The sequence below is a fragment of the Xanthomonas sp. JL1 genome, assembly GCF_038405005.1.
Map to the genome: position 1 here is coordinate 1 of NZ_JBBYGR010000067.1, position 17,501 is coordinate 17,501.

The 17,501-nt window shown below is 64.4% G+C and carries 18 protein-coding genes and 2 pseudogenes; 5 read left to right on the top strand and 15 right to left on the bottom strand.

Annotation, left to right across the window (positions count from 1 at the left end):
* A partial coding sequence (locus WJW29_RS15380; RefSeq protein WP_146033557.1) for a transposase occupies window positions 1-228 on the bottom strand: 228 nt, incomplete at its 3' end.
* Window positions 229-473: 245 nt separating this feature from the next.
* Between WJW29_RS15380 and WJW29_RS15385 the strand changes: the two genes are divergently transcribed.
* Window positions 474-1,250 carry an NAD kinase gene (locus WJW29_RS15385; RefSeq protein ID WP_011408609.1) on the top strand — a complete coding sequence of 259 codons (777 nt, stop codon included), beginning with the start codon at window positions 474-476 and terminating at the stop codon, window positions 1,248-1,250.
* 167 nt (window positions 1,251-1,417) lie between these two features.
* Window positions 1,418-2,374, top strand: a complete 957-nt coding sequence (locus tag WJW29_RS15390; protein WP_011259093.1) for a 5'-nucleotidase — start codon at window positions 1,418-1,420, stop codon at window positions 2,372-2,374.
* 20 nt (window positions 2,375-2,394) lie between these two features.
* Here WJW29_RS15390 and WJW29_RS15395 read toward each other — a convergent pair whose 3' ends face one another.
* The 14 genes and pseudogenes from WJW29_RS15395 to asnS form a co-directional block, all read right to left on the bottom strand.
* Window positions 2,395-2,955: a DUF2939 domain-containing protein gene (locus tag WJW29_RS15395; RefSeq protein WP_011259092.1), complete on the bottom strand. Its 561-nt coding sequence runs from the start codon at window positions 2,953-2,955 to the stop codon at window positions 2,395-2,397.
* 41 nt (window positions 2,956-2,996) lie between these two features.
* The gene (locus WJW29_RS15400) at window positions 2,997-4,016 is read right to left on the bottom strand and encodes an aldo/keto reductase (protein ID WP_011259091.1); all 1,020 of its coding nucleotides are present in this window, start codon (window positions 4,014-4,016) and stop codon (window positions 2,997-2,999) included.
* Window positions 3,989-4,675 carry a DUF2461 domain-containing protein gene (locus tag WJW29_RS15405; protein ID WP_011259090.1) on the bottom strand — a complete coding sequence of 229 codons (687 nt, stop codon included), beginning with the start codon at window positions 4,673-4,675 and terminating at the stop codon, window positions 3,989-3,991. The genes WJW29_RS15400 and WJW29_RS15405 overlap by 28 nt, the downstream gene beginning before the upstream one ends.
* On the bottom strand, window positions 4,672-6,117 hold the full coding sequence (sbcB, locus tag WJW29_RS15410; protein WP_011259089.1) for an exodeoxyribonuclease I: 1,446 nt from the start codon (window positions 6,115-6,117) through the stop codon (window positions 4,672-4,674). The genes WJW29_RS15405 and sbcB overlap by 4 nt, the downstream gene beginning before the upstream one ends.
* Window positions 6,118-6,420: 303 nt before the next feature.
* Window positions 6,421-7,788 carry an NAD(P)/FAD-dependent oxidoreductase gene (locus tag WJW29_RS15415; protein ID WP_011259088.1) on the bottom strand — a complete coding sequence of 456 codons (1,368 nt, stop codon included), beginning with the start codon at window positions 7,786-7,788 and terminating at the stop codon, window positions 6,421-6,423.
* Between the two features lie 171 nt (window positions 7,789-7,959).
* Window positions 7,960-9,231 carry a kynureninase gene (kynU, locus tag WJW29_RS15420; protein ID WP_011259087.1) on the bottom strand — a complete coding sequence of 424 codons (1,272 nt, stop codon included), beginning with the start codon at window positions 9,229-9,231 and terminating at the stop codon, window positions 7,960-7,962.
* Between the two features lie 33 nt (window positions 9,232-9,264).
* Window positions 9,265-11,419, bottom strand: a pseudogene (locus tag WJW29_RS15425) (FUSC family protein).
* Between the two features lie 12 nt (window positions 11,420-11,431).
* Window positions 11,432-11,962, bottom strand: a complete 531-nt coding sequence (locus tag WJW29_RS15430) for a 3-hydroxyanthranilate 3,4-dioxygenase (RefSeq protein ID WP_024744799.1) — start codon at window positions 11,960-11,962, stop codon at window positions 11,432-11,434.
* An 88-nt stretch (window positions 11,963-12,050) separates the two neighbouring features.
* Window positions 12,051-12,713: a carbonate dehydratase gene (gene can, locus WJW29_RS15435; RefSeq protein WP_011408603.1), complete on the bottom strand. Its 663-nt coding sequence runs from the start codon at window positions 12,711-12,713 to the stop codon at window positions 12,051-12,053.
* Between the two features lie 85 nt (window positions 12,714-12,798).
* A pseudogene (locus tag WJW29_RS15440) lies at window positions 12,799-13,437 on the bottom strand (FMN-binding negative transcriptional regulator).
* Between the two features lies 1 nt (window position 13,438).
* Window positions 13,439-13,765, bottom strand: a complete 327-nt coding sequence (locus tag WJW29_RS15445; RefSeq protein ID WP_011259081.1) for a hypothetical protein — start codon at window positions 13,763-13,765, stop codon at window positions 13,439-13,441.
* The gene (locus tag WJW29_RS15450; RefSeq protein WP_011408599.1) at window positions 13,762-14,067 is read right to left on the bottom strand and encodes a hypothetical protein; all 306 of its coding nucleotides are present in this window, start codon (window positions 14,065-14,067) and stop codon (window positions 13,762-13,764) included. Before WJW29_RS15450 ends, WJW29_RS15445 begins: the two co-directional genes overlap by 4 nt.
* Entirely contained in the window at window positions 14,064-14,321 is a 258-nt protein-coding gene (locus WJW29_RS15455) for a hypothetical protein (RefSeq protein WP_011259080.1), read from the bottom strand. Before WJW29_RS15455 ends, WJW29_RS15450 begins: the two co-directional genes overlap by 4 nt.
* A gap of 1 nt (window position 14,322) precedes the next feature.
* Window positions 14,323-15,717, bottom strand: coding sequence for an asparagine--tRNA ligase (asnS, locus tag WJW29_RS15460; protein WP_011259079.1), 1,395 nt, complete (start codon window positions 15,715-15,717; stop codon window positions 14,323-14,325).
* Window positions 15,718-15,923: 206 nt separating this feature from the next.
* On the opposite strand from asnS, the gene WJW29_RS15465 reads away from it, so the two are divergent.
* The 3 genes from WJW29_RS15465 (at window position 15,924) to rpsR (ending at window position 17,290) form a co-directional block, all read left to right on the top strand.
* Window positions 15,924-16,262 carry an iron-sulfur cluster assembly accessory protein gene (locus WJW29_RS15465; RefSeq protein WP_012444809.1) on the top strand — a complete coding sequence of 113 codons (339 nt, stop codon included), beginning with the start codon at window positions 15,924-15,926 and terminating at the stop codon, window positions 16,260-16,262.
* Between the two features lie 354 nt (window positions 16,263-16,616).
* The gene (rpsF, locus tag WJW29_RS15470) at window positions 16,617-17,048 is read left to right on the top strand and encodes a 30S ribosomal protein S6 (protein ID WP_011259077.1); all 432 of its coding nucleotides are present in this window, start codon (window positions 16,617-16,619) and stop codon (window positions 17,046-17,048) included.
* Between the two features lie 11 nt (window positions 17,049-17,059).
* On the top strand, window positions 17,060-17,290 hold the full coding sequence (rpsR, locus tag WJW29_RS15475) for a 30S ribosomal protein S18 (RefSeq protein ID WP_005991243.1): 231 nt from the start codon (window positions 17,060-17,062) through the stop codon (window positions 17,288-17,290).
* Window positions 17,291-17,501 lie beyond the last annotated feature (211 nt).

Sequence of the window (17,501 nt, forward strand, 5' to 3'; positions counted from 1 at the left end):
CACTTCGCTCCACTTGGCAAAGTAGGAATGCACCGTGCGCCACTTCGGAAAGTCACTGGGCAACGCACGCCACGGGCAACCTGTCCGTAGCAGATACAGCACTGCGCACCACACCTCATACATATCCACTGTCACAGGCTTGGTGCGCTTGCGGGCTTGCTCCAGAATCGGGCGGATTTGCTCGAACCGCTCACGGCTCACGTCACTTGGATAGTTCTTCTCGCGCATTCGTGGAGTTTGCACGGTTTGAATAAGATTGTGAACAGGTTCTTAGGTGCACTCAGAGCTGCGGTGTACGGGGGCACATGCCGCGCCGTGCAACGGCCGCGCTTGCCTGGCGGCTGCCCAGGCGTTGGTTCGTCGCGCTTGGACACGCAGACGCAATCGCGGCCGCCCATGCGCGTACAGGGCATGACCGCAACAAGCCCGGCACAGGGCTGCGGTATGCTGATTCGCATGCTTTGGAGTCAACGATGACCGCACCACCTCGCATCGCCTTTCTTGCCAGTCCCGCCGAGCCGGCGGTGGCCGCGCGCGCACGCCTTGTGCAGCGCTTTGGCGACCATGCGCTGGACTGCGCGGACATCGTCTGTGCATTGGGCGGCGACGGCTTCATGCTGCAGACGCTGCACCGACATGGCGCCTCCAACAAGCCGGTGTTCGGTATGAAGCTGGGTTCGGTCGGCTTCCTGATGAACCAGTACCGCGACGACGAGGACGACCTGCTCGAGCGGCTGCAACGTGCCGAGCCGGCGTATCTGCGGCCGCTGGAAATGCAGGTGCAGACCGAATCCGGGGCCAGTGCCGGTTCGTTGGCGTACAACGAGGTGTCGCTGCTGCGGCAGACCCGGCAGGCGGCGCATCTCAGCATTGATCTCAACGGCCAGACCCGCATTGCCGAGCTGATCGGCGATGGCGTGATGGTGGCCACGCCGGCCGGCAGCACGGCATACAACTATTCGGCGCACGGGCCGATCCTGCCGCTGGGCTCGCACACGCTGGCGCTGACACCGATCGCACCGTATCGCCCGCGACGCTGGCGCGGTGCCATCCTCAAAGCCGATACCGCAGTGCGTTTCCGTGTGCTGGACCCGTACAAGCGCCCGGTCAGCGTCACTGCCGATTCGCACGAAATCCGCGACGTGGTCGAAGTGACCATCCGCGAATCCACGCAGCGCCAGGTCACATTGTTGTTCGATCCCGAACACAACCTGGAAGAGCGCATCTTCAGCGAGCAGTTTGCGGTGTGAGGGGGCGGGATTGGGCATTGGCAACGGCAGACACACGCGATGCCGTCCGCCCGTGGTTGCGCCGGCAGGTTACGATGCGGCGCACGTGACTCAACGCCTGATCTCACGTTCCCGATGACTGCTCCAAACCACTCCCGAATTCCCAATCTCTCATCCCGGCCTCTCCAATGCCCGACAACTCCCCAAGATTATTGACCGTCGCGGTGACCTCGCGCGCCCTGTTCGATCTTGAAGAAGGCCATGCGCTGTTCGAGGCAGATGGGGTGGAGGCGTATTCGGCGTTCCAGCGCGAGCACGAGGACGATGTCTTGCAGCCGGGCGTTGCGTTTCCGGTCGTGCGCAAGCTGCTGGCGCTCAATCACGATGTGCCCGAAGACGCGCCGCGCGTGGAAGTGATCCTGCTGTCGCGCAATTCTGCCGATACCGGTTTGCGCATCTTCAACTCGATCCAGCATTACAGCCTGGGCATCGTACGTGCCACGTTCACCTCGGGCCAGCCGACCTGGCCGTACGTCAAGCCATTCGGCACTGATCTGTTCCTGTCGGCCAATCCTGAATCGGTACGGCGCGCGCTGAGCCATGGCATCGCGGCGGCGACCATCATGCCGCGCGCACCCGGCGAACGCGCCGAGGCTGCCGCAGCAATTGCAGATAACGACGAAAGCCGGCTGTCCACGCAGCTGCGGATCGCCTTCGATGGCGACGCGGTGATCTTCGGCGACGAGAGCGAGCGCATCTCGCGCGAGCAGGGCGTGGAAGCCTTCGGGCGTCACGAGCGCGAACGCGCACGCGAGCCGTTGTCGGTCGGGCCTTTCCGCAATTTCCTGTCGGCACTGCATGCCTTGCAGGCTGCGGTTCCGCCCGGCGAGGCATCGCCGATCCGCACGGCGCTAGTCACCGCGCGCTCGGCACCGGCGCACGAGCGAGTGATCCGCACCTTGCGCGAGTGGGGCGTGCGTCTGGACGAGGCGCTGTTCCTTGGCGGGCGCCATAAAGGGCCGTTTCTGGAGGCCTTTGGCGCGGATATCTTCTTCGACGATTCGCAGCACAACATCGACAGTGCGCGCCAACATCAGCATGTGGCCGCAGGTCATGTGCCGCACGGCGTGGCCAACGAAGGGTAATGCGAGAACGATAGCGTCATTCAACCGGCATCTGGCACCGGTGATATCCCCAACTGCAGGTCCACTAGCTTCCAGCGCAACCCCTGTGGTTCCAGTACGACCTTCATTGGCGGTTCGCCGGGGGCGCGTTCGACGTCGATCACGAAGCGGTCCAGCGCCTCGAAGCGGTGTTTGGCGTTTTTCAACGGTCGCGCGGGTTCGGTGGGGCCGAAGGGATCGCCGCCCTGCAGTTCATTGCGGCCGCGCTTCCACAGGACATGCCCCTGCAACAGTGCACCGATGCCGATCGGCGTCACCAGCGTATCCACCGCCGCACCACCGAGTTGGTTCCCCAGGCCATACAGCAACGTGCCCCACGGACTGGCGGCGATGTCTGGACCGGCTTGCCGCACCAGATAATCGTTGAGCTGGGCGCGCAGGCTGCTACGCACACGCGGGAAGTCGACGTAGTGTTCTAGTGCGGCGGTATCGCGTTGCTCGATAGCCTTGGACAGGCCCTGCATGGTCAGGTAAGGCCCGCCGAACCACCACGCAGTGACGGCCAGCAAGACAACAACGAGAATGCCGATGGCTTTTTTCATGGCGCCCAGACTGCCGCAATTGCGGCTGCCGCAGGTGAAGATCAGTGACTGGGTGAGCCGCGGCCATCGCCGAAGGCGGCGACCAGACGTTGCCGTTGGGCGGTGTCCAGCGCCTGTATGCGGGTCTGCAGCACTTCATCCAGGTTGCCGATGCGGGTGGTGCCCAGGATGCCGCTGGCCACACCCGGGTGTTGCAGGACATATGCGAATGCCGTCTGTGCGGGGCGCTGGCTATCGATCGAAGCCACTGCACTGCGCATGTCGCGTGAACACTGCATCAAAGCACGGCTACTGGGCTTCAGCCAGGCGCGTGCCAGATACCAGGCATCGGCCAGACGCGGCAGGCGCGCACGCGCGGGCAAGAGGTGGCCCTGCGCAAGCACGGTGCCGGCCAGTACACCGATGCCCGCCTTCTGCAGCTGGTCGATCAGCGGTTCACGGTCCTGCTGCAGCGCGTTGTAGTCCAGCAGCACCGCATCCAAGACGTTGGGGTTGGCGATCATCCAGCGCAGGGTCGATGCCGAATGCGTATTGATGCCGGTGTGGCGGATCAAGCCACGCTCGCGCAGACGCTGCATAGCCAGCAGCAGGTCGTCGTTGATGTCGTGCTCGCTGGCGCCATGCAGCTGGTAGATGTCGAGATAGTCCAAGCCAAGATTGCGCAGCGATGCTTCGCAACTGGCAGTGATCGCTGCTGCAGAGAAGTCACGCTGCTCTGCACCACTGATACCGGCCTGACCGGTCAAGGTGCCGCCCTTGCTGGAGACGACGAGCGAATCCCGCGGATATTGTGCGAGCAGGGGGCGAAGTATCCGTCCCAGACGCGGTTCCGCATGAAAGTCGGAGTAGTTGTGGCCGGTGTCGAGCAGGTTCACGCCCTGCGCCAGCGCGGACTCGACCACCCGTGCGGCGGCGCCTTCGTCGAAGCGGCGGTGGCCCCAAAAGCCGGAACACCCCAAACCGATCGGTGAGACCAATAGCTTGGTGCGGCCCAGCGTCCGTCGCTGCTGGCCTAGCGGTAGATCCTGAGTCTTCAAAATTCCAGATCCAGGGCCGCGCACAGGTAATCGACAAAAGGCGCCAGAATCACCAGGTCCGCTTCAATGGTCTGACGCAGTCGCGGCCCGGTCATGATGCTGTCGTCCAGGTGACGCAAGTACGCCCAGTTGCGGTGCTTGAGATCGTCGATGAACTCGAAATCGTTGGGGAATCCACGCGGCGCACGCACCAGTTTTTCGCTGTCGTCCATGGTGAATTTGCGCAGTAACTTCGGATTGTGCGCGGCGGCTTTCCAGCTGCCGGGGTTATCGAAAATGAACTGGCGCAGCTTGCGTTGCGTGTCCGGTTCCGGATGCCACAAACCCGCGCCGACAAAACTTTCGCCCGGCTGCAAGTGAAGATAGAACGAGGGCGCCGGCATCTGCCGACGGCGCTCATGAAACAAGCGCGCGCCCTGCCAGTTCTTGTACGGTGACTTGTCGTTGGAAAACCGCGCATCGCGATAGATGCGGAACAGTGAGCCGCCCTGGGTCTTGGGATCGGCGCGATAGTGTGGGCTGACCTGCGCCAGTGCCGGCTGCAGATCGGTGATCAGCTGCAGAAACGGCTGGCGCACATGCGCCTCGTACTGATGCCGATGGTCGTTGAACCAGGTTTTGTCGTTGTGCCGGGCCAGGGCGCGCAGGAACGTGAAACTGGCGTCGGAAAAGTAGCTGGTCATAGCGTGCGTTGGAGGTCCAAACCCCAGGCGGCGAGCTGGTCGAGGAGGGCTTGCTTGGTAGCATCGTCGGGGTGAGCACGCCGTAAATCCACGATCTGCGCGTTGTACTGTTCCAGGGTCACTTCGCCCAGGCCGCGATCTTCGAGCAGGCGCTGGCGGCGATACGCGTTCCAGCGCTCCTGTTCGTCGAACGACAGTGTCTGCGGCCAGTTGCGCGCGCGGTAGCGGAACAGTAGTTCGATCAGGCGCGGGTCGCGAAAGCGTGACTCCAACGCGCACAGTTCGGCCGGTGCGCTGGTGCGGACTTGCGCCAGCAGACGCTTGTCGCCTTCGGCCAGAAAGCCATCGTAGAGCGAAGCGTCAGCATCGTTGGTCGCTGCCGCAGGTGCGCGCTCGCTGCCATAAACCTGGCGTACCTTTTCGGCAAGTTCGGGGCCCAATTCGCGCATGCGTGCCGCCTTGGCCAATACTGCATCCTGATCCACGCCCAGGCGCTCAAAATCTGCAGCGCGTAGATGCTGCCAGGCCACCAGCGCGGGCGACTTGTTCAGATGCACTTCTTTCAGTGGAATACGCCGCTCGCCTTCCGGCAGATCTGCGGCGCGAATATACAGGCGGTCGGCAATTTCGTCGGGGCTTAGCCGCAACAGCACGTCCGGGTCGCCTTCCAGATCAAACACGATCACGCGGCTGTCGATGCGCGGATGGCGTGTCAGCGGCAGCACCGCCGCCGCGCATAGACGCGAGGCGGGGTAGCGCTGCGAAATATGCAGCACCGGCTGCATGGCGATGACGTCCAGCAAGGTGGCGGCAAAGCGCTTGTCGCGCAGACGCAGCGCGTAGTCCCACAGTTTTGGCTGATGCTGCTGAAACTTGCGCGCCATGCCGATGGTGGCGTACACGTCCGACAGCGCTTCGTGCGCATCGCCTTCGCGCACATCGTTGGCACTGGCCAGGTGTTCCAGCTTGAACGAGGTGGCGCCATCTTCGCGTTGCGGCCAGACGATGCCGTCCGGACGCAGCGCATGCACCATCCGCAACACATCCAGCAGATCCCAACGCGAGTTTCCGCCGCGCCACTCGCGCTCGTAGGGGTCGTAAAAATTGCGAAACAGGCCGCAGCGCACGAACTCGTCGTCGAAGCGAATCGAGTTGTAGCCCAGCGTACAGGTCTGCGGCCGGCTCATCTGTTCGGCGATGCGCGCGAACGCCTCGGCCTCGGTGACGCCTTCGCGCAGCGCGTGCTGCGGCGTGATAGCGGTCACCATGGTGGCGTAGGGCGAGGGCAGCAGATCGTCGGCCGGCTGCACAAAGAAGCTGATCGGCTCTTCGATCACGCGCAGTTGCGCGTCGGTCCGCACCGCTGCGAACTGTGCAATGCGGGTGCGGCGCGGGTCCTGGCCGAAGGTTTCCAGGTCGTAGAAGAGAAAGCTGTCAGGCATGCAGGTACGACATCCAGATGCGCAGCGCGCGGCGTATGCGCTGCCGTTGCCGCCTAGTATCACTCATCGCAGCGCCGGCACGCTGAGGCGTGGCGTTGCGGGTGGCTCGCACGTGCGTCAGCGGCGCGTTTGTGCAGTTTGCCGGTGTGCCACCTGTTTGGATCGAGCCCGCACGCTGAAGGCAGTTGCGGTGTCCGGTGGTCGCTGACGCCGGGCCACCGAGACATCGGTCATGACACCAAGCAGGAGGCGGCACGTTACCGTCGCCGCCAGTGACGCCGTCGGCCACAGCCGTGGCCGACCTCAGTGCGCGCCGTCCAGCGGCTCCAGGCGCGCATGGACGATCGTCTCCAACGCAGCCCAATCCAGACGCGACAGATCGCTGTGTCCGCGCGTGGCTTCGACCAGAATCTCGCGCTGGATCTCGCTGCGCGCCAGCGCAATCGAATAGCGCGTGCGCAGGAACGTCACCATGGTGTAGTGCGGCACGAAGCGGGTGGGCCAACGCGCCTGCAACTGCTGTTCAAGCTGGCGCTGCAGCAGGAACTCGGGGTCGTCGACGCGGTCGCGCATTTCCAGATAGTTTTCCAGCGCCATCTGCTGGATGGCCCCCGCATCGTCGCGGCGTGCCGCCTCGAAGGCGGCGAACGCGCTGGCGAGGTCGTCGTGGGCATCCAGCTGATCCGCCAGCGCCACGCAATCTTCGAACGCGCAATTCATGCCCTGGCCGTGGAAGGGCACCATCGCGTGTGCGGCGTCGCCGATCAGCAAGGCGCGGCCATCCAGATGCCAGCGGTCCAGGGTCAGGGTGCCGAGCAGGCCGGGCGGATGCTCTTCCCAATGCTGCTTGAGCTGCGGAATCAGTGGCAATGCATCCGGAAAGTCGCGCGCGAACAAGGCGAATGCTTCATCGCCGTTACGCGTAGTGGCGAAGCTCGGCTCGCCGGCGTTGGGCAAAAACAGGGTGACGGTAAAGGTGCCGCCATCGTTGGGCAGCGCGATGAACATGTAGCGCCCGCGCGGCCAGATGTGCAGCGCATTGCCTTCGATGCGGAACCCGCCGCCGGGCAACGGCGGAATTTCCAGTTCCTTGTACGAGTGATCCAGAAATTCGGTGCGTTCGCCCAGCGGCGATTTGCGCTGCATCGCCGCGCGCAATGCCGAGCCGGCGCCATCGCTGCCGATCAGACTTTGGAAGTGGATTTCGTGCGGCTGGTCGTCGCGGTCGTCGATGAAGCGTGCGTAGCCGGCGTCGAAGTCCACCGTATGCAGGCGGCGGTAGAAATGCACGCGCGCGCCGGCCTGTTCGGCCAGATCGAGCAGTGCGACATTCAATGCGGCGCGGTGGATCGACCAGATCACCTCGCTGTCGTCGCGCCCGTAGCGCTGCAGCTGCGGTTCGCCGACCAGCGGGTGCACCATGCGCCCACGCATCATCACCGCCTTGGCCATTACCACCTCTTCGGCGCCGGCCTGGCGCAGCGCATGCCGGCCGCGTTCGGCCAGCGCCAGATTGATCGAGCGGCCGCACTCGTAGCCCTTGATGCGCGGGTCGCCACGCCGTTCATACACGGTGATCTGCCAGCCGCGACGCGACAGCAGGATAGCCAGCAGGCAACCGGCCAGACCGGCGCCTATCAAGGTCAGGGAACGCGGAGAAACTGGGTTCAATGCAATGTCCGGCGGCAGCCGGGCGCAGTGCCGGCGAAAAGGGGAAAACAGCGACTGGCAATGACAGCCGCCCTCGCATCAGCCCTGGGCGGGCTGGGAGTGTACGTGGGCGTGCGGCGATTCCGCATGCCGGACAGATGATCTGGTGGCAATGCAGTCAGCCTGCCGCGCTCAGGCAGCCGCCCAGGCTTCCACCTGGCCCACGAAGGTGTGCAGATCGCTGAAGCGGTTGTACAGCGGCACCGGCGCAATGCGGATCACGTCCGGTTCGCGCCAGTCGCCGAGCACGCCGGCTGCATGCAGATGCTCGAACAGCGAGCGCCCCTGCGCGCGTCCGCCGGCCACCCGCAACGACAGCTGGCAGCCGCGGTGCATCGGTTCGGCCGGGGTGACGATCTGCAGCACCTGCGGCACGCGCGCGCGGATCAACTGCTCCAGATGCCCGGTGAGTCGTTCGGATTTGGCGCGTAGCGCGGCCATGCCGGCCTGGTCGAACAACGTCAGCGATGCGCGCAGCGGCGCCAGCGCCAGCACCGGGGGATTGCTCAGCTGCCAGCCTTCGGCACCGGGCGAGGGCACGAACTGCGGGTCCATGCGGAAGCGGGTCTGCTGCTCATGTCCCCACCAGCCGGCGATACGCGGCAGATCGCTGTTGGCATGACGTTCGTGCACGAAGCAACCGCCCACCGCGCCGGGGCCGGCGTTGAGATATTTGTAGTTGCACCACACTGCGAAATCCACGCCATCGTCGTGCAGGGTCAGAGGGATGTTGCCCACCGCATGCGCCAGATCGCAGCCCACCGCCGCGCCTTGCGCCCGCGCCAGTCGCACGATCTCGGCCAGGTCGAAGGCCTGCCCGGTGCGGTACTGGATGCCCGGCCACAGCACCAACGCCAGGCGCGGACCATGCTGCGCGATGGCATCGGCAATGGCGGCCATCGATAACGTGCCGTTGGGTTCGTCGGCCTCCACTTCGATCAGATGCGTGGCCGGGTCCAGCCCGCGCAGGCGCAGCTGCGATTCCACCGCGTGACGGTCGGACGGAAACGCGCCGGCTTCGATCAGGATCGCGCCGCGTTCGTGCGTGGGACGATAAAAGCTAGCCATCATCAGGTGCAGATTGACGCTGAGGGTGTTCATCGCCACCACCTCGCCGGGTTGCGCGCCGACCACGCGGGCCAGCGCATCGCGTACCAGCTGGTGATAGGTCAGCCATTGGGTGGGGCCGGTGAAGTGACCTTCCACCCCCAACGTGCCCCACTGATCGAGCACTTCGTCCACCATTGCGCGCGCCGCGCGCGGCTGCAGGCCAAGGGAGTTGCCGACGAGATACGTCTGATCCCGATCGCCGTGCTGCGGGAACACGAAGGCATCGCGCAGGCTGCGCAGCGGGTCGGCGGCATCCAGGGCATCGGCATGGGCGCGGGACAGCAGGTCGGTCATCGTCGGGCTCGCAACACGGATCAGGCCAGCAGTTTACCCGCCGGCATCATGCGCGCCGTCATGCAGGGCTGGCACCTCGGCCCAGGCCGGTCGGGCAGGGCAGGGCAGGGCGCAGCAAATGGGTGAGTGTGCCGATGCTGTCGGTGACGCGGTCGATGGTCTCGGCGAGCGCGGCGGTGGTTGGCGAACTGTCGGGCAATGCGGCCAGCGCATCGGAAAGCTGACGCTCGGCATTGCGCAAGGTGGCCGCAGCCGCAATGCCGCCGTTGCGCAGGCAGTCGATCAGCTCGGACAGCGTCTGGTCGGCCTGCTGCGCGAAGGCGGGCAACGCCTCCAGCGTGGGCAGCGGGTGGCCGTCGCTTAGCACCGCCTCCAGCAACAAGGTGGCGCGGATCAGCCGGTTGCCATTGGCCAGCAGCGATTCGGCCAGTTTGAGTTCCTGCAGATTGCGCCGGCTGCGTGGTTCGCCGCGCAAACGCTCGATCGAGGCCTGCGCATTGGTGCGTGCTACGCGCGCGGCGGCGCGGGTATCGCCCAGGTTGTCCATCTGGCCGAGTAACAGACGGCGCAAATAGTCGCGATACGCGCTGAGCAAGTGCGCCAGCGAGGTGCGAATCTGCCGACGTTCGCGCGTGGGCCACAGCGCGTAGGCGATCAGCGCCAGCGCGCTGCCGGCCACGGTGGCTTGCAACCGCGCGCCGACCGCTGCGCCGGGCGACACGCCTTCGAAGGAGAGCAGCAGCACCAGCATGCCGGTCAGAAACGCCACGCCGATGCCGTAGTTCACCTGCGTCAGTAAACGAAACCCGAGGCAAAACAGCGTCAACAAGACCAGGCGGATGCTGGCGCCGTCCATGGCCAGGTGCGCGAGCAAGGTGGCCAGCAACAGCCCGACGAAGGTACCCGCGACACGTAATGCGCCAAAACTGAAGGTGCCGCCGAAATCCGGCTTGAGCACGATGGCGGTGGTCATCGGAATCCAGAAGCCGTGTTGAAGCGGTTGCCACCAGGCACACACCGCACCGCAAGGCGTGCCGGAAGGCCACCGACGACACATCCAGATTCGCCCGCAAGGTGGCCCAGGTCGCGGCCGGGCGTAGCGCTGCCGGCAGGCGCGCTTCGGCCAGTTGCGCCTGGATTTCGCCACGGCTGCTGGCCCAGTGCGCATTACGCACCAACGCACGTAGCTGGCCGCCCAAACCTTGCGCACGCGCGGCGACGCGCACCAGGTGGCGTTCGCGGGTATCGGCGTTGCCGTGCTGAAACTGTGCCAATGCACCGACCAGATCATCGAAACCGGTCATCGACGCATTGGCTGCCACCGGGTCTTCGCCCACGGTCATCGCATGTGCGAGCTGTTCCAGCACGATGGCGCTGCGTTCGAGCACGCGTTCGATCGCCTGGCGCGCTTGTGATTCGGTCAGGCGCGTTTCGGCATCGGCCAGCGACAGCAGCTCCAGCCGCACGCGATCGCAGAGCTCGGCGATGATGCGAAAGCTCTGTACCGCAATCGCACGCGAGCGATGCTCGCCATGCAGCATCACCATCGCATCGAGCACTTCCTGCGTTGCCGGCGGCGCCGCGCTGGCCTCCGGGCGCTGCCGGCCAGTTGGCGCATCAACTCCGCCAGTGCGAAACGCTCCGGGCGATAGCGCTGCAGCGGCCATGCCACCAGCGCCAGCAACACCTGCAGCAAGCCGCCGGCGAAGATCAGGGCTGCCACACCGGGTGCCTGTCGCACCGGCAGCTGCATGTCTGCGCTGACCACCAGCAGGATCATGCTGGTCAGGCCGACCCGCGCTGCCACCGGGCCGAGCGCCACCAGCAAGCCGCCGCCCAGGCCGAGCAACAGGCCGGCCAGCACCAGCGCTGGCGTGGTGTGGCCGACCCAGATGCCGAGCAATGCCGCCAGGCCGGCCGTCAGCGCTGCCATCAGCATGCGTTGCAGGCGTGCGCGATACGGCCCCGGCTGGTCGGAAAACATGGTGTTGAGCGCGCCGCTGCATACCGCCAGACCTGCGGCGACATGTCCGGTCGCCACGCCGATCGCAAGCGGCAAAACCACTGCGGCAGTGTTGCGCAGCGCGACGCGCAAGGGCACATCGCGCGGTTTGAGGTCGATCAGTGCGCGCAGCATGGCGCTGGTTTCGACGCATGCGTGCGGCAAACCTGCTGCGCGCGATCGCATGCCATGGCGCTGTCAATCCTCGACCGCGGCATAGCGCTCAGGCGCAGGGTGCAGATGCCCGCACTGCGAGCACGTACGCAGCGCGAGCGAACGATAGAAATGATCGAACACCGGAGGGAAGTCGGTTTCGATGTTTTTCAGCGGGAACATCGCTTCATACAACTTGTGATTGCACTGCGGGCAATACCACTGCAGGCCATCTTGCTCATGTGGCAAACGCACGCGCTCGATCACGATGCCGATTGAGCCGGCAGCGCGTTGCGGTGAATGCGGCACCCTGGGCGGCAGCAGAAAGATTTCACCGGCACGGATCGGGATGTCGCGCGCCACGCCATCGTCCTGCACCTTCAGCACCATCTCGCCTTCGAGTTGGAAGAACCACTCCGGGCCTTCGTCGTAGTGATAGTCGGTGCGTGCATTCGGGCCACCAACAATCATGATGATGAAGCCATCCTGCTGGATGCACTTGTTGCCCACCGGCGGTTTGAGCAGGTGGCGGTGTTCCTCGATCCAAGCATGCAGGTTGATCGGCGGGATCAGCATCAAGGGTTCCTCGGCGGAGAAGGTGTCCAGCATAGCCAACCGCTCGCCTCACATGGATGCGGCGGTTGGCCATGCAGTTGCGTGCGGCTCAGCGTTCGGCGCGATCAGCCTGGATCTTCGCCAGCGCCGCATCGTAGCGCTCCTGCACCAGTTCGTGGCGGTCAATCGACATGCCCAGGTCGTGTGCGCGGCCATCGCGCAGGCTATACACCCAGCCATGCACGTAAAGTTCCTGACCGCGCTCCCACGCATCGCGCACGATGGTGGTGCGGCACACATTGACCACCTGTTCGAGCACGTTGAGCTCGCACAGGCGCGCGTGCTGTATCGGCAGATCGCCGGCGTCGTGCAGGCAGGCTTCGTGCTTGTCGGCCACGTCGGTGACGTGGCGGATCCAGTTGTCGACCAAACCCATACGCTTTTGGGTCAGGCTGGCGAACACACCGCCGCAGCCGTAATGGCCAACCACCAGCACGTGTTTGACCTTGAGTACGTCCACAGCGAACTGGATCACCGACAGGCAATTCAGATCGGTATGCACCACCACGTTGGCGATATTACGGTGGACGAAGACTTCGCCCGGCGCCATGTCGATGATCTGGTTGGCCGGCACGCGCGAATCGGAGCAACCGATCCACAGATATTCCGGGGTCTGCTGGGTCGACAGTTTGGAAAAGAACTCGGGATCTTCGCGGCGGATGCGCTCGGACCATGCGCGGTTGTTTTCGAGTAAATGATTGAGTTCGTTCATGCGCGCAGTTTTCCATAGGCAGAGGAGAGGAGAGGGCAAGGGAGGCCTAAAACCGTGATGCAGAAAAACGCTCGGTGCGCTGCGCTCAGGCTGCGCCATCGCGTGCGCGCAATGTATCGCACATCAACGTGGCGACCGCGTGCGAATCGGCCGATGCCTGTCGCGCCAACGCATCGCTCAGTGCGGCGATATTGCCGGCCGGGTGGTTCTGACTCAGCTCGAAGGTCAATTCGATGCGGCTTGGGACCAAGCGAAAGCCGACCAGGCCACGCAATGGCTTAGGGTGCCTGTCGCGCTCCATCTCGAACAGCCAGCCGCTGCCCACGCACTGTTCGAAGTGCGCGCTCATGCGGCCGATCAACGCACCCAGCGCGTCTTCATCGCGCACCTGGCTACAGCGTCAATGCAGATGCGCAACAGCATCGTTCCAAGTAGGTACGCGCGCAGCCGCGTCCTTGTCCAGGTACCAGGTGGGCGAGACATAGGCATGCGGGCCCTGCAATACGATCACCGCGTCGCCAGGAGTGCGCGCCTGCGGATTGGGACGTGCCCAATGGCCTTCGATCACGACATGCTGGCCATCGCGCTGATACAGCACCGGCAGGTGCGAGATCGCCGGGTGTCCGTCCTCCCCCTGGCTGATCAGGGCGACAAACGCATCGCGTGCGAACAGCCAGTCCAGCAAGGCCAGATCGGTCTGCGCAAATGCGCGCAGGGCGTCCATGTCAGGCGCGGCCGCCCATGTTCACAACCATGCGCGCACGCAGGTCGGCATCGTCTTCGTCCTGCGGCGGCGAGACCTCGTGCAGCGAAAAGCCGCGGATGCGCGCGTCTTCTTCGTCCAGCCCGTCCAGCGCCACGAATTCGGCATCGAACAAGGCCGCGCGTGCGCTGTCTTCGCTGTCGTAGGGCAGCGTCTTGCCGTCGCTGTCCAGTACTTCGGCTGTGCCGGCTTCATTGACGCGCAGGCGCGCCCAGATCAGCGTGCGGCCGATCGTGGCCAGCCACCAGGAGTCGTGGGCGCCCTGCAGAGTGTCTTCGTACGTTGTCATTGCATTACCTTGGAAATCAGGCCGAGCAGGGCCGCCATGCCCAGGCCGAAAAAAATGGTGAGCAGCGAGAGCCAGGCGGGTGTGGCCAGACCGGACAGCCCACTGTCGCGGTAGCCGCGGTAACGCCGCGCCAGCAACCAGCGCAATGCCACGGGGCTGATGAAGGCTGGGTCGCCGAAGCTGGCCAATGCCTCCGGATGGCGGTCGCGCATGTGTACCAGGGTCAGCGGCCAGAAGATCAGCAGCGCGGTCAGACCTGCGACGGCCAGGCCGACGAAGCACAGGGCGAAGAACAGAATCATGTGGCCGCCAGCATCAGGAAAGGTTGCGGGAGCGCCGCGCCAATGACCAGCGCTGTAATGGCCCAGCGCATCGGAGCCGTGGAATGCCGGGGCGCGGCGCGCGCGGTGTTGGTTTGCCACCAGCGTTGCGGGTCGAGCTGGCGCGACGCCAGCCCCGCCAGCAGCACGCTACGGATCGCTGTCAGCCCCCCCGTGATCCCCGCCAGCCCGAAGGCCAGCGATTGAAATATGGGGATGGCGGCCGGCAAGCTCACCTCAGAATTCCGCGCTGCCCGGCGCGCGCGGGTAGGGGATCGCGTCGCGGATGTTGCTTAGCCCGCAGACATAGACCACCAGACGCTCGAAGCCCAAACCGAAGCCGGCATGCGGCACCGAGCCGTAGCGACGGAAATCGCGGTACCAGCTGTAGTGCTCCTTATCCAGGCCGAACTGCGCCATGCGTGCGTCGAGCACATCCAGGCGCTCTTCGCGCTGGCTGCCGCCGATGATCTCGCCGATACCCGGTGCCAGCACGTCCATCGCGGCGACGGTCTTGCCGTCGTCGTTCAAGCGCATGTAGAACGCCTTGATGTGCTCGGGATAATTGGTGACCACCACCGGGCGGCCGATATGTTCTTCGGTCAGCCAGCGTTCGTGCTCGGTCTGCAGGTCCAGGCCCCATTCCACCGGGAAATCGAAGGTCTTGCCAGCGTGTTGCAGCAGCTTGACCGCATCGGTGTAGTCGATCTGCTCGAACGGCGCATTGATGAAGGCTTCCAGCTTGCTGATCGCGTTCTTGTCCACGCGCTCGGCGAGGAACGCCAGATCGTCGCCACGTTCGTCCAGCACCGCGCGGAACACATACTTGAGGAACTGCTCGGCCAGGCGCGCGTCTTCGGCCAGATCGGCAAAGGCGATCTCCGGCTCGATCATCCAGAACTCGGCCAGGTGGCGCGTGGTATGGCTGTTCTCGGCGCGGAAGGTTGGCCCGAAGGTGTAGACCTTGCTCAGCGCCAGACAGTAGGCCTCCACGTTGAGCTGGCCGGACACGGTGAGGAAGGTTTCCTTGCCGAAGAAGTCGCGGCTGAAATCCACATTGCCAGTGGCATCGCGTGGCAGGTTGACCATGTCCAGCGTGGAGACGCGGAACATCTGCCCGGCGCCTTCGGCGTCGGAGGTGGTGATGATGGGTGTGCTGATCCAGTTGAAGCCGTTCTGGTGGAAGAAGCGGTGCACCGCCTGCGCCAGACAGTTGCGGATACGTGTGACCGCGCCGAACAGATTGGTGCGCGGGCGCAAGTGCGCCACTTCGCGCAGGAACTCCGGCGTCATCGGCTTGGGCTGGATCGGATAGGTCAGCGGGTCTTCGACCCAGCCGACGATCTCCACGCCGCTGGCCTGGATCTCGAACGACTGGCCCTTGCCCTGCGACTTCACCAGCACGCCCTTGGCGATCAGTGAGCAGCCACTGGTCAGGCGCTTGATCTCGTCGAAATTGGGCAGCGTGTCGTTGGCTACCACCTGGATCGGAGCGAAGCACGAGCCGTCGGTCACGTTGATGAAGGCCAGTCCGGCAGATCCGCGCAAGGTGCGTACCCACCCCCGTACCGTGACTTCGCCGCCTTCGGGGAGCTTCCCCGCAAGCGCATGTTCAACGCTGACCACCGTCATGACTGTTCCTCGCCGTAGCGACCTTGAATGGCCTGCGAGTTTACTGGCTGCGGCCGCGCCGGCGCGAGCATCTGTGAACAGGTTGCCGACGGCTACGCTTGTCGCAGGCGCGCATTGCCCCCATCTATGGCAAACGCCGCTGCTCAGCGTTCTGCCAGGTTGATGCGGCCTGGCTATACTTGTCACCACTGTTTTGGAGTGCCCTCATGACCGTCAGCCTCACCCCCGCCGCGCTGGAGCGCGTGCAGCGTTTCGTGCAGCAGACCCCGGGTGCGTTGGGTCTGCGCTTTGGCGTGACCAAGACCGGGTGTTCCGGCTGGGGCCATATCACCGACCTGGCGCGCGAGGCGCGCGATGATGACGCGGTGTTCGAGCAGGGCGGGGTACGCATCTTCGTCGACCCCGTCAGCCTGCCGTTGGTGGATGGCACCTGCATCGACTTCGGCAAGCACGGCCTCAGCGAGACATTCACCTTCAGCAATCCCAACGCCACCGCCGAATGCGGCTGCGGGGAGAGCTTCACGACCGCAGACGAGCATCGCTGAGCCGGCCGGCACGCTATTCCTTCTCTCTGCGGGACATTGTCCTCTTTCATCGGGGAGAAGCTGCCCCGCAGGGGCGGATGAGGGGACGGGGCGAAGCCTCGCGTGGTTGAACGCCCCGATAGTTGAACGACACGAGTGGCTTTGCCCCCGAACCCTTACCCCAACCCATCTCCCGGCGGGAGAGGGGCTTCAAACCTCCTTGCAGCCTGGTCAGTTGCAGCTAAGTAATTGAACTGCCATAATTTCCTGCTTCCTGTCCAGATCTTGGGCGGGAATCCTTGCTCCACCGGTCGCCTGCGCGGATTTCCGGGGAGCTGTCCGGCCCACGTGGCCACATCCGAAAGGTAAAACAACATGAGTCGTCATTACGAAGTCGTGTTCCTGGTCCATCCGGACCAGAGCGAGCAGGTCCCGGCCATGATCGAGCGCTATAAGTCGCTGATCGAGGGCGGTAACGGCACCATCCACCGTCTGGAAGACTGGGGCCGTCGTCAGCTGGCCTACCCGATCCAGAACCTGGTGAAGGCGCACTACGTGCTGCTCAACATCGAAGTCGACCAGGCCGTGCTGAGCGAGCTGGTGGAAAGCTTCCGCTTCAACGATGCAGTGCTGCGTCACCTGGTCGTCAAGCGCGATGGCCCGGACACCGAGCAGTCGCTGATCATGAAGAGCAAGGACGAGAAGGGCGACAAGCACGAGCGTAGCGAGCGTCGTCGTCGTGACGATGAAGAGGGCGATGTCCCCGCTGCCACCGATACAGACGGCGACAACGCCGAAGCCGCTTAAGGAGCGCTGTCATGTCCAAGTTCTTCCGTCGTCGCAAGTTCTGCAAATTCACCGCCGAGGGCGTCAAGGAGATCGATTACAAGGATCTCAACACCCTGCGTCAGTACCTCACCGAGAACGGCAAGATCGTGCCGAGCCGCGTGACCGGTACCAAGTCCAAGTACCAGCGTCAGCTGGCGACGGCCGTCAAGCGCTCGCGTTTCCTGGCGCTGATTCCGTACACGGACAATCACGACGTCTAAGGATTGCCGCATAGGAGTCCGCCAGTTGCGAGGCTCCTTGCGCAGGACCCACACGGTTCTTCTGTGTGAGGCAACTGATAAAACCCGCGCATGCGTGTGCGGGTCATCAAATTGATAGAGGCCTGGTAATTGAAGGGGCGGTGGCAATCGGGGCTTTTACGATTCCCCAATCCCCAATCCCGATTCCCGGCTTCTCCTGTTCGGACAGCAC

Excerpts from the sequence above, each read along its gene's own strand:
- WJW29_RS15465 (WP_012444809.1), top strand. The coding sequence starts at position 15,924 with ATGACCGTCAGCCTCACCCCCGCCGCGCTGGAGCGCGTGCAGCGTTTC.
- WJW29_RS15395 (WP_011259092.1), bottom strand. The coding sequence starts at position 2,955 with ATGAAAAAAGCCATCGGCATTCTCGTTGTTGTCTTGCTGGCCGTCACT.
- rpsF (WP_011259077.1), top strand. The coding sequence starts at position 16,617 with ATGAGTCGTCATTACGAAGTCGTGTTCCTGGTCCATCCGGACCAGAGC.
- WJW29_RS15430 (WP_024744799.1), bottom strand. The coding sequence starts at position 11,962 with ATGCTGATCCCGCCGATCAACCTGCATGCTTGGATCGAGGAACACCGC.
- rpsR (WP_005991243.1), top strand. The coding sequence starts at position 17,060 with ATGTCCAAGTTCTTCCGTCGTCGCAAGTTCTGCAAATTCACCGCCGAG.
- WJW29_RS15405 (WP_011259090.1), bottom strand. The coding sequence starts at position 4,675 with ATGACCAGCTACTTTTCCGACGCCAGTTTCACGTTCCTGCGCGCCCTG.
- asnS (WP_011259079.1), bottom strand. The coding sequence starts at position 15,717 with ATGACGGTGGTCAGCGTTGAACATGCGCTTGCGGGGAAGCTCCCCGAA.
- sbcB (WP_011259089.1), bottom strand. The coding sequence starts at position 6,117 with ATGCCTGACAGCTTTCTCTTCTACGACCTGGAAACCTTCGGCCAGGAC.
- WJW29_RS15445 (WP_011259081.1), bottom strand. The coding sequence starts at position 13,765 with ATGACAACGTACGAAGACACTCTGCAGGGCGCCCACGACTCCTGGTGG.
- can (WP_011408603.1), bottom strand. The coding sequence starts at position 12,713 with ATGAACGAACTCAATCATTTACTCGAAAACAACCGCGCATGGTCCGAG.
- WJW29_RS15390 (WP_011259093.1), top strand. The coding sequence starts at position 1,418 with ATGCCCGACAACTCCCCAAGATTATTGACCGTCGCGGTGACCTCGCGC.
- WJW29_RS15385 (WP_011408609.1), top strand. The coding sequence starts at position 474 with ATGACCGCACCACCTCGCATCGCCTTTCTTGCCAGTCCCGCCGAGCCG.
- WJW29_RS15450 (WP_011408599.1), bottom strand. The coding sequence starts at position 14,067 with ATGATTCTGTTCTTCGCCCTGTGCTTCGTCGGCCTGGCCGTCGCAGGT.
- kynU (WP_011259087.1), bottom strand. The coding sequence starts at position 9,231 with ATGACCGACCTGCTGTCCCGCGCCCATGCCGATGCCCTGGATGCCGCC.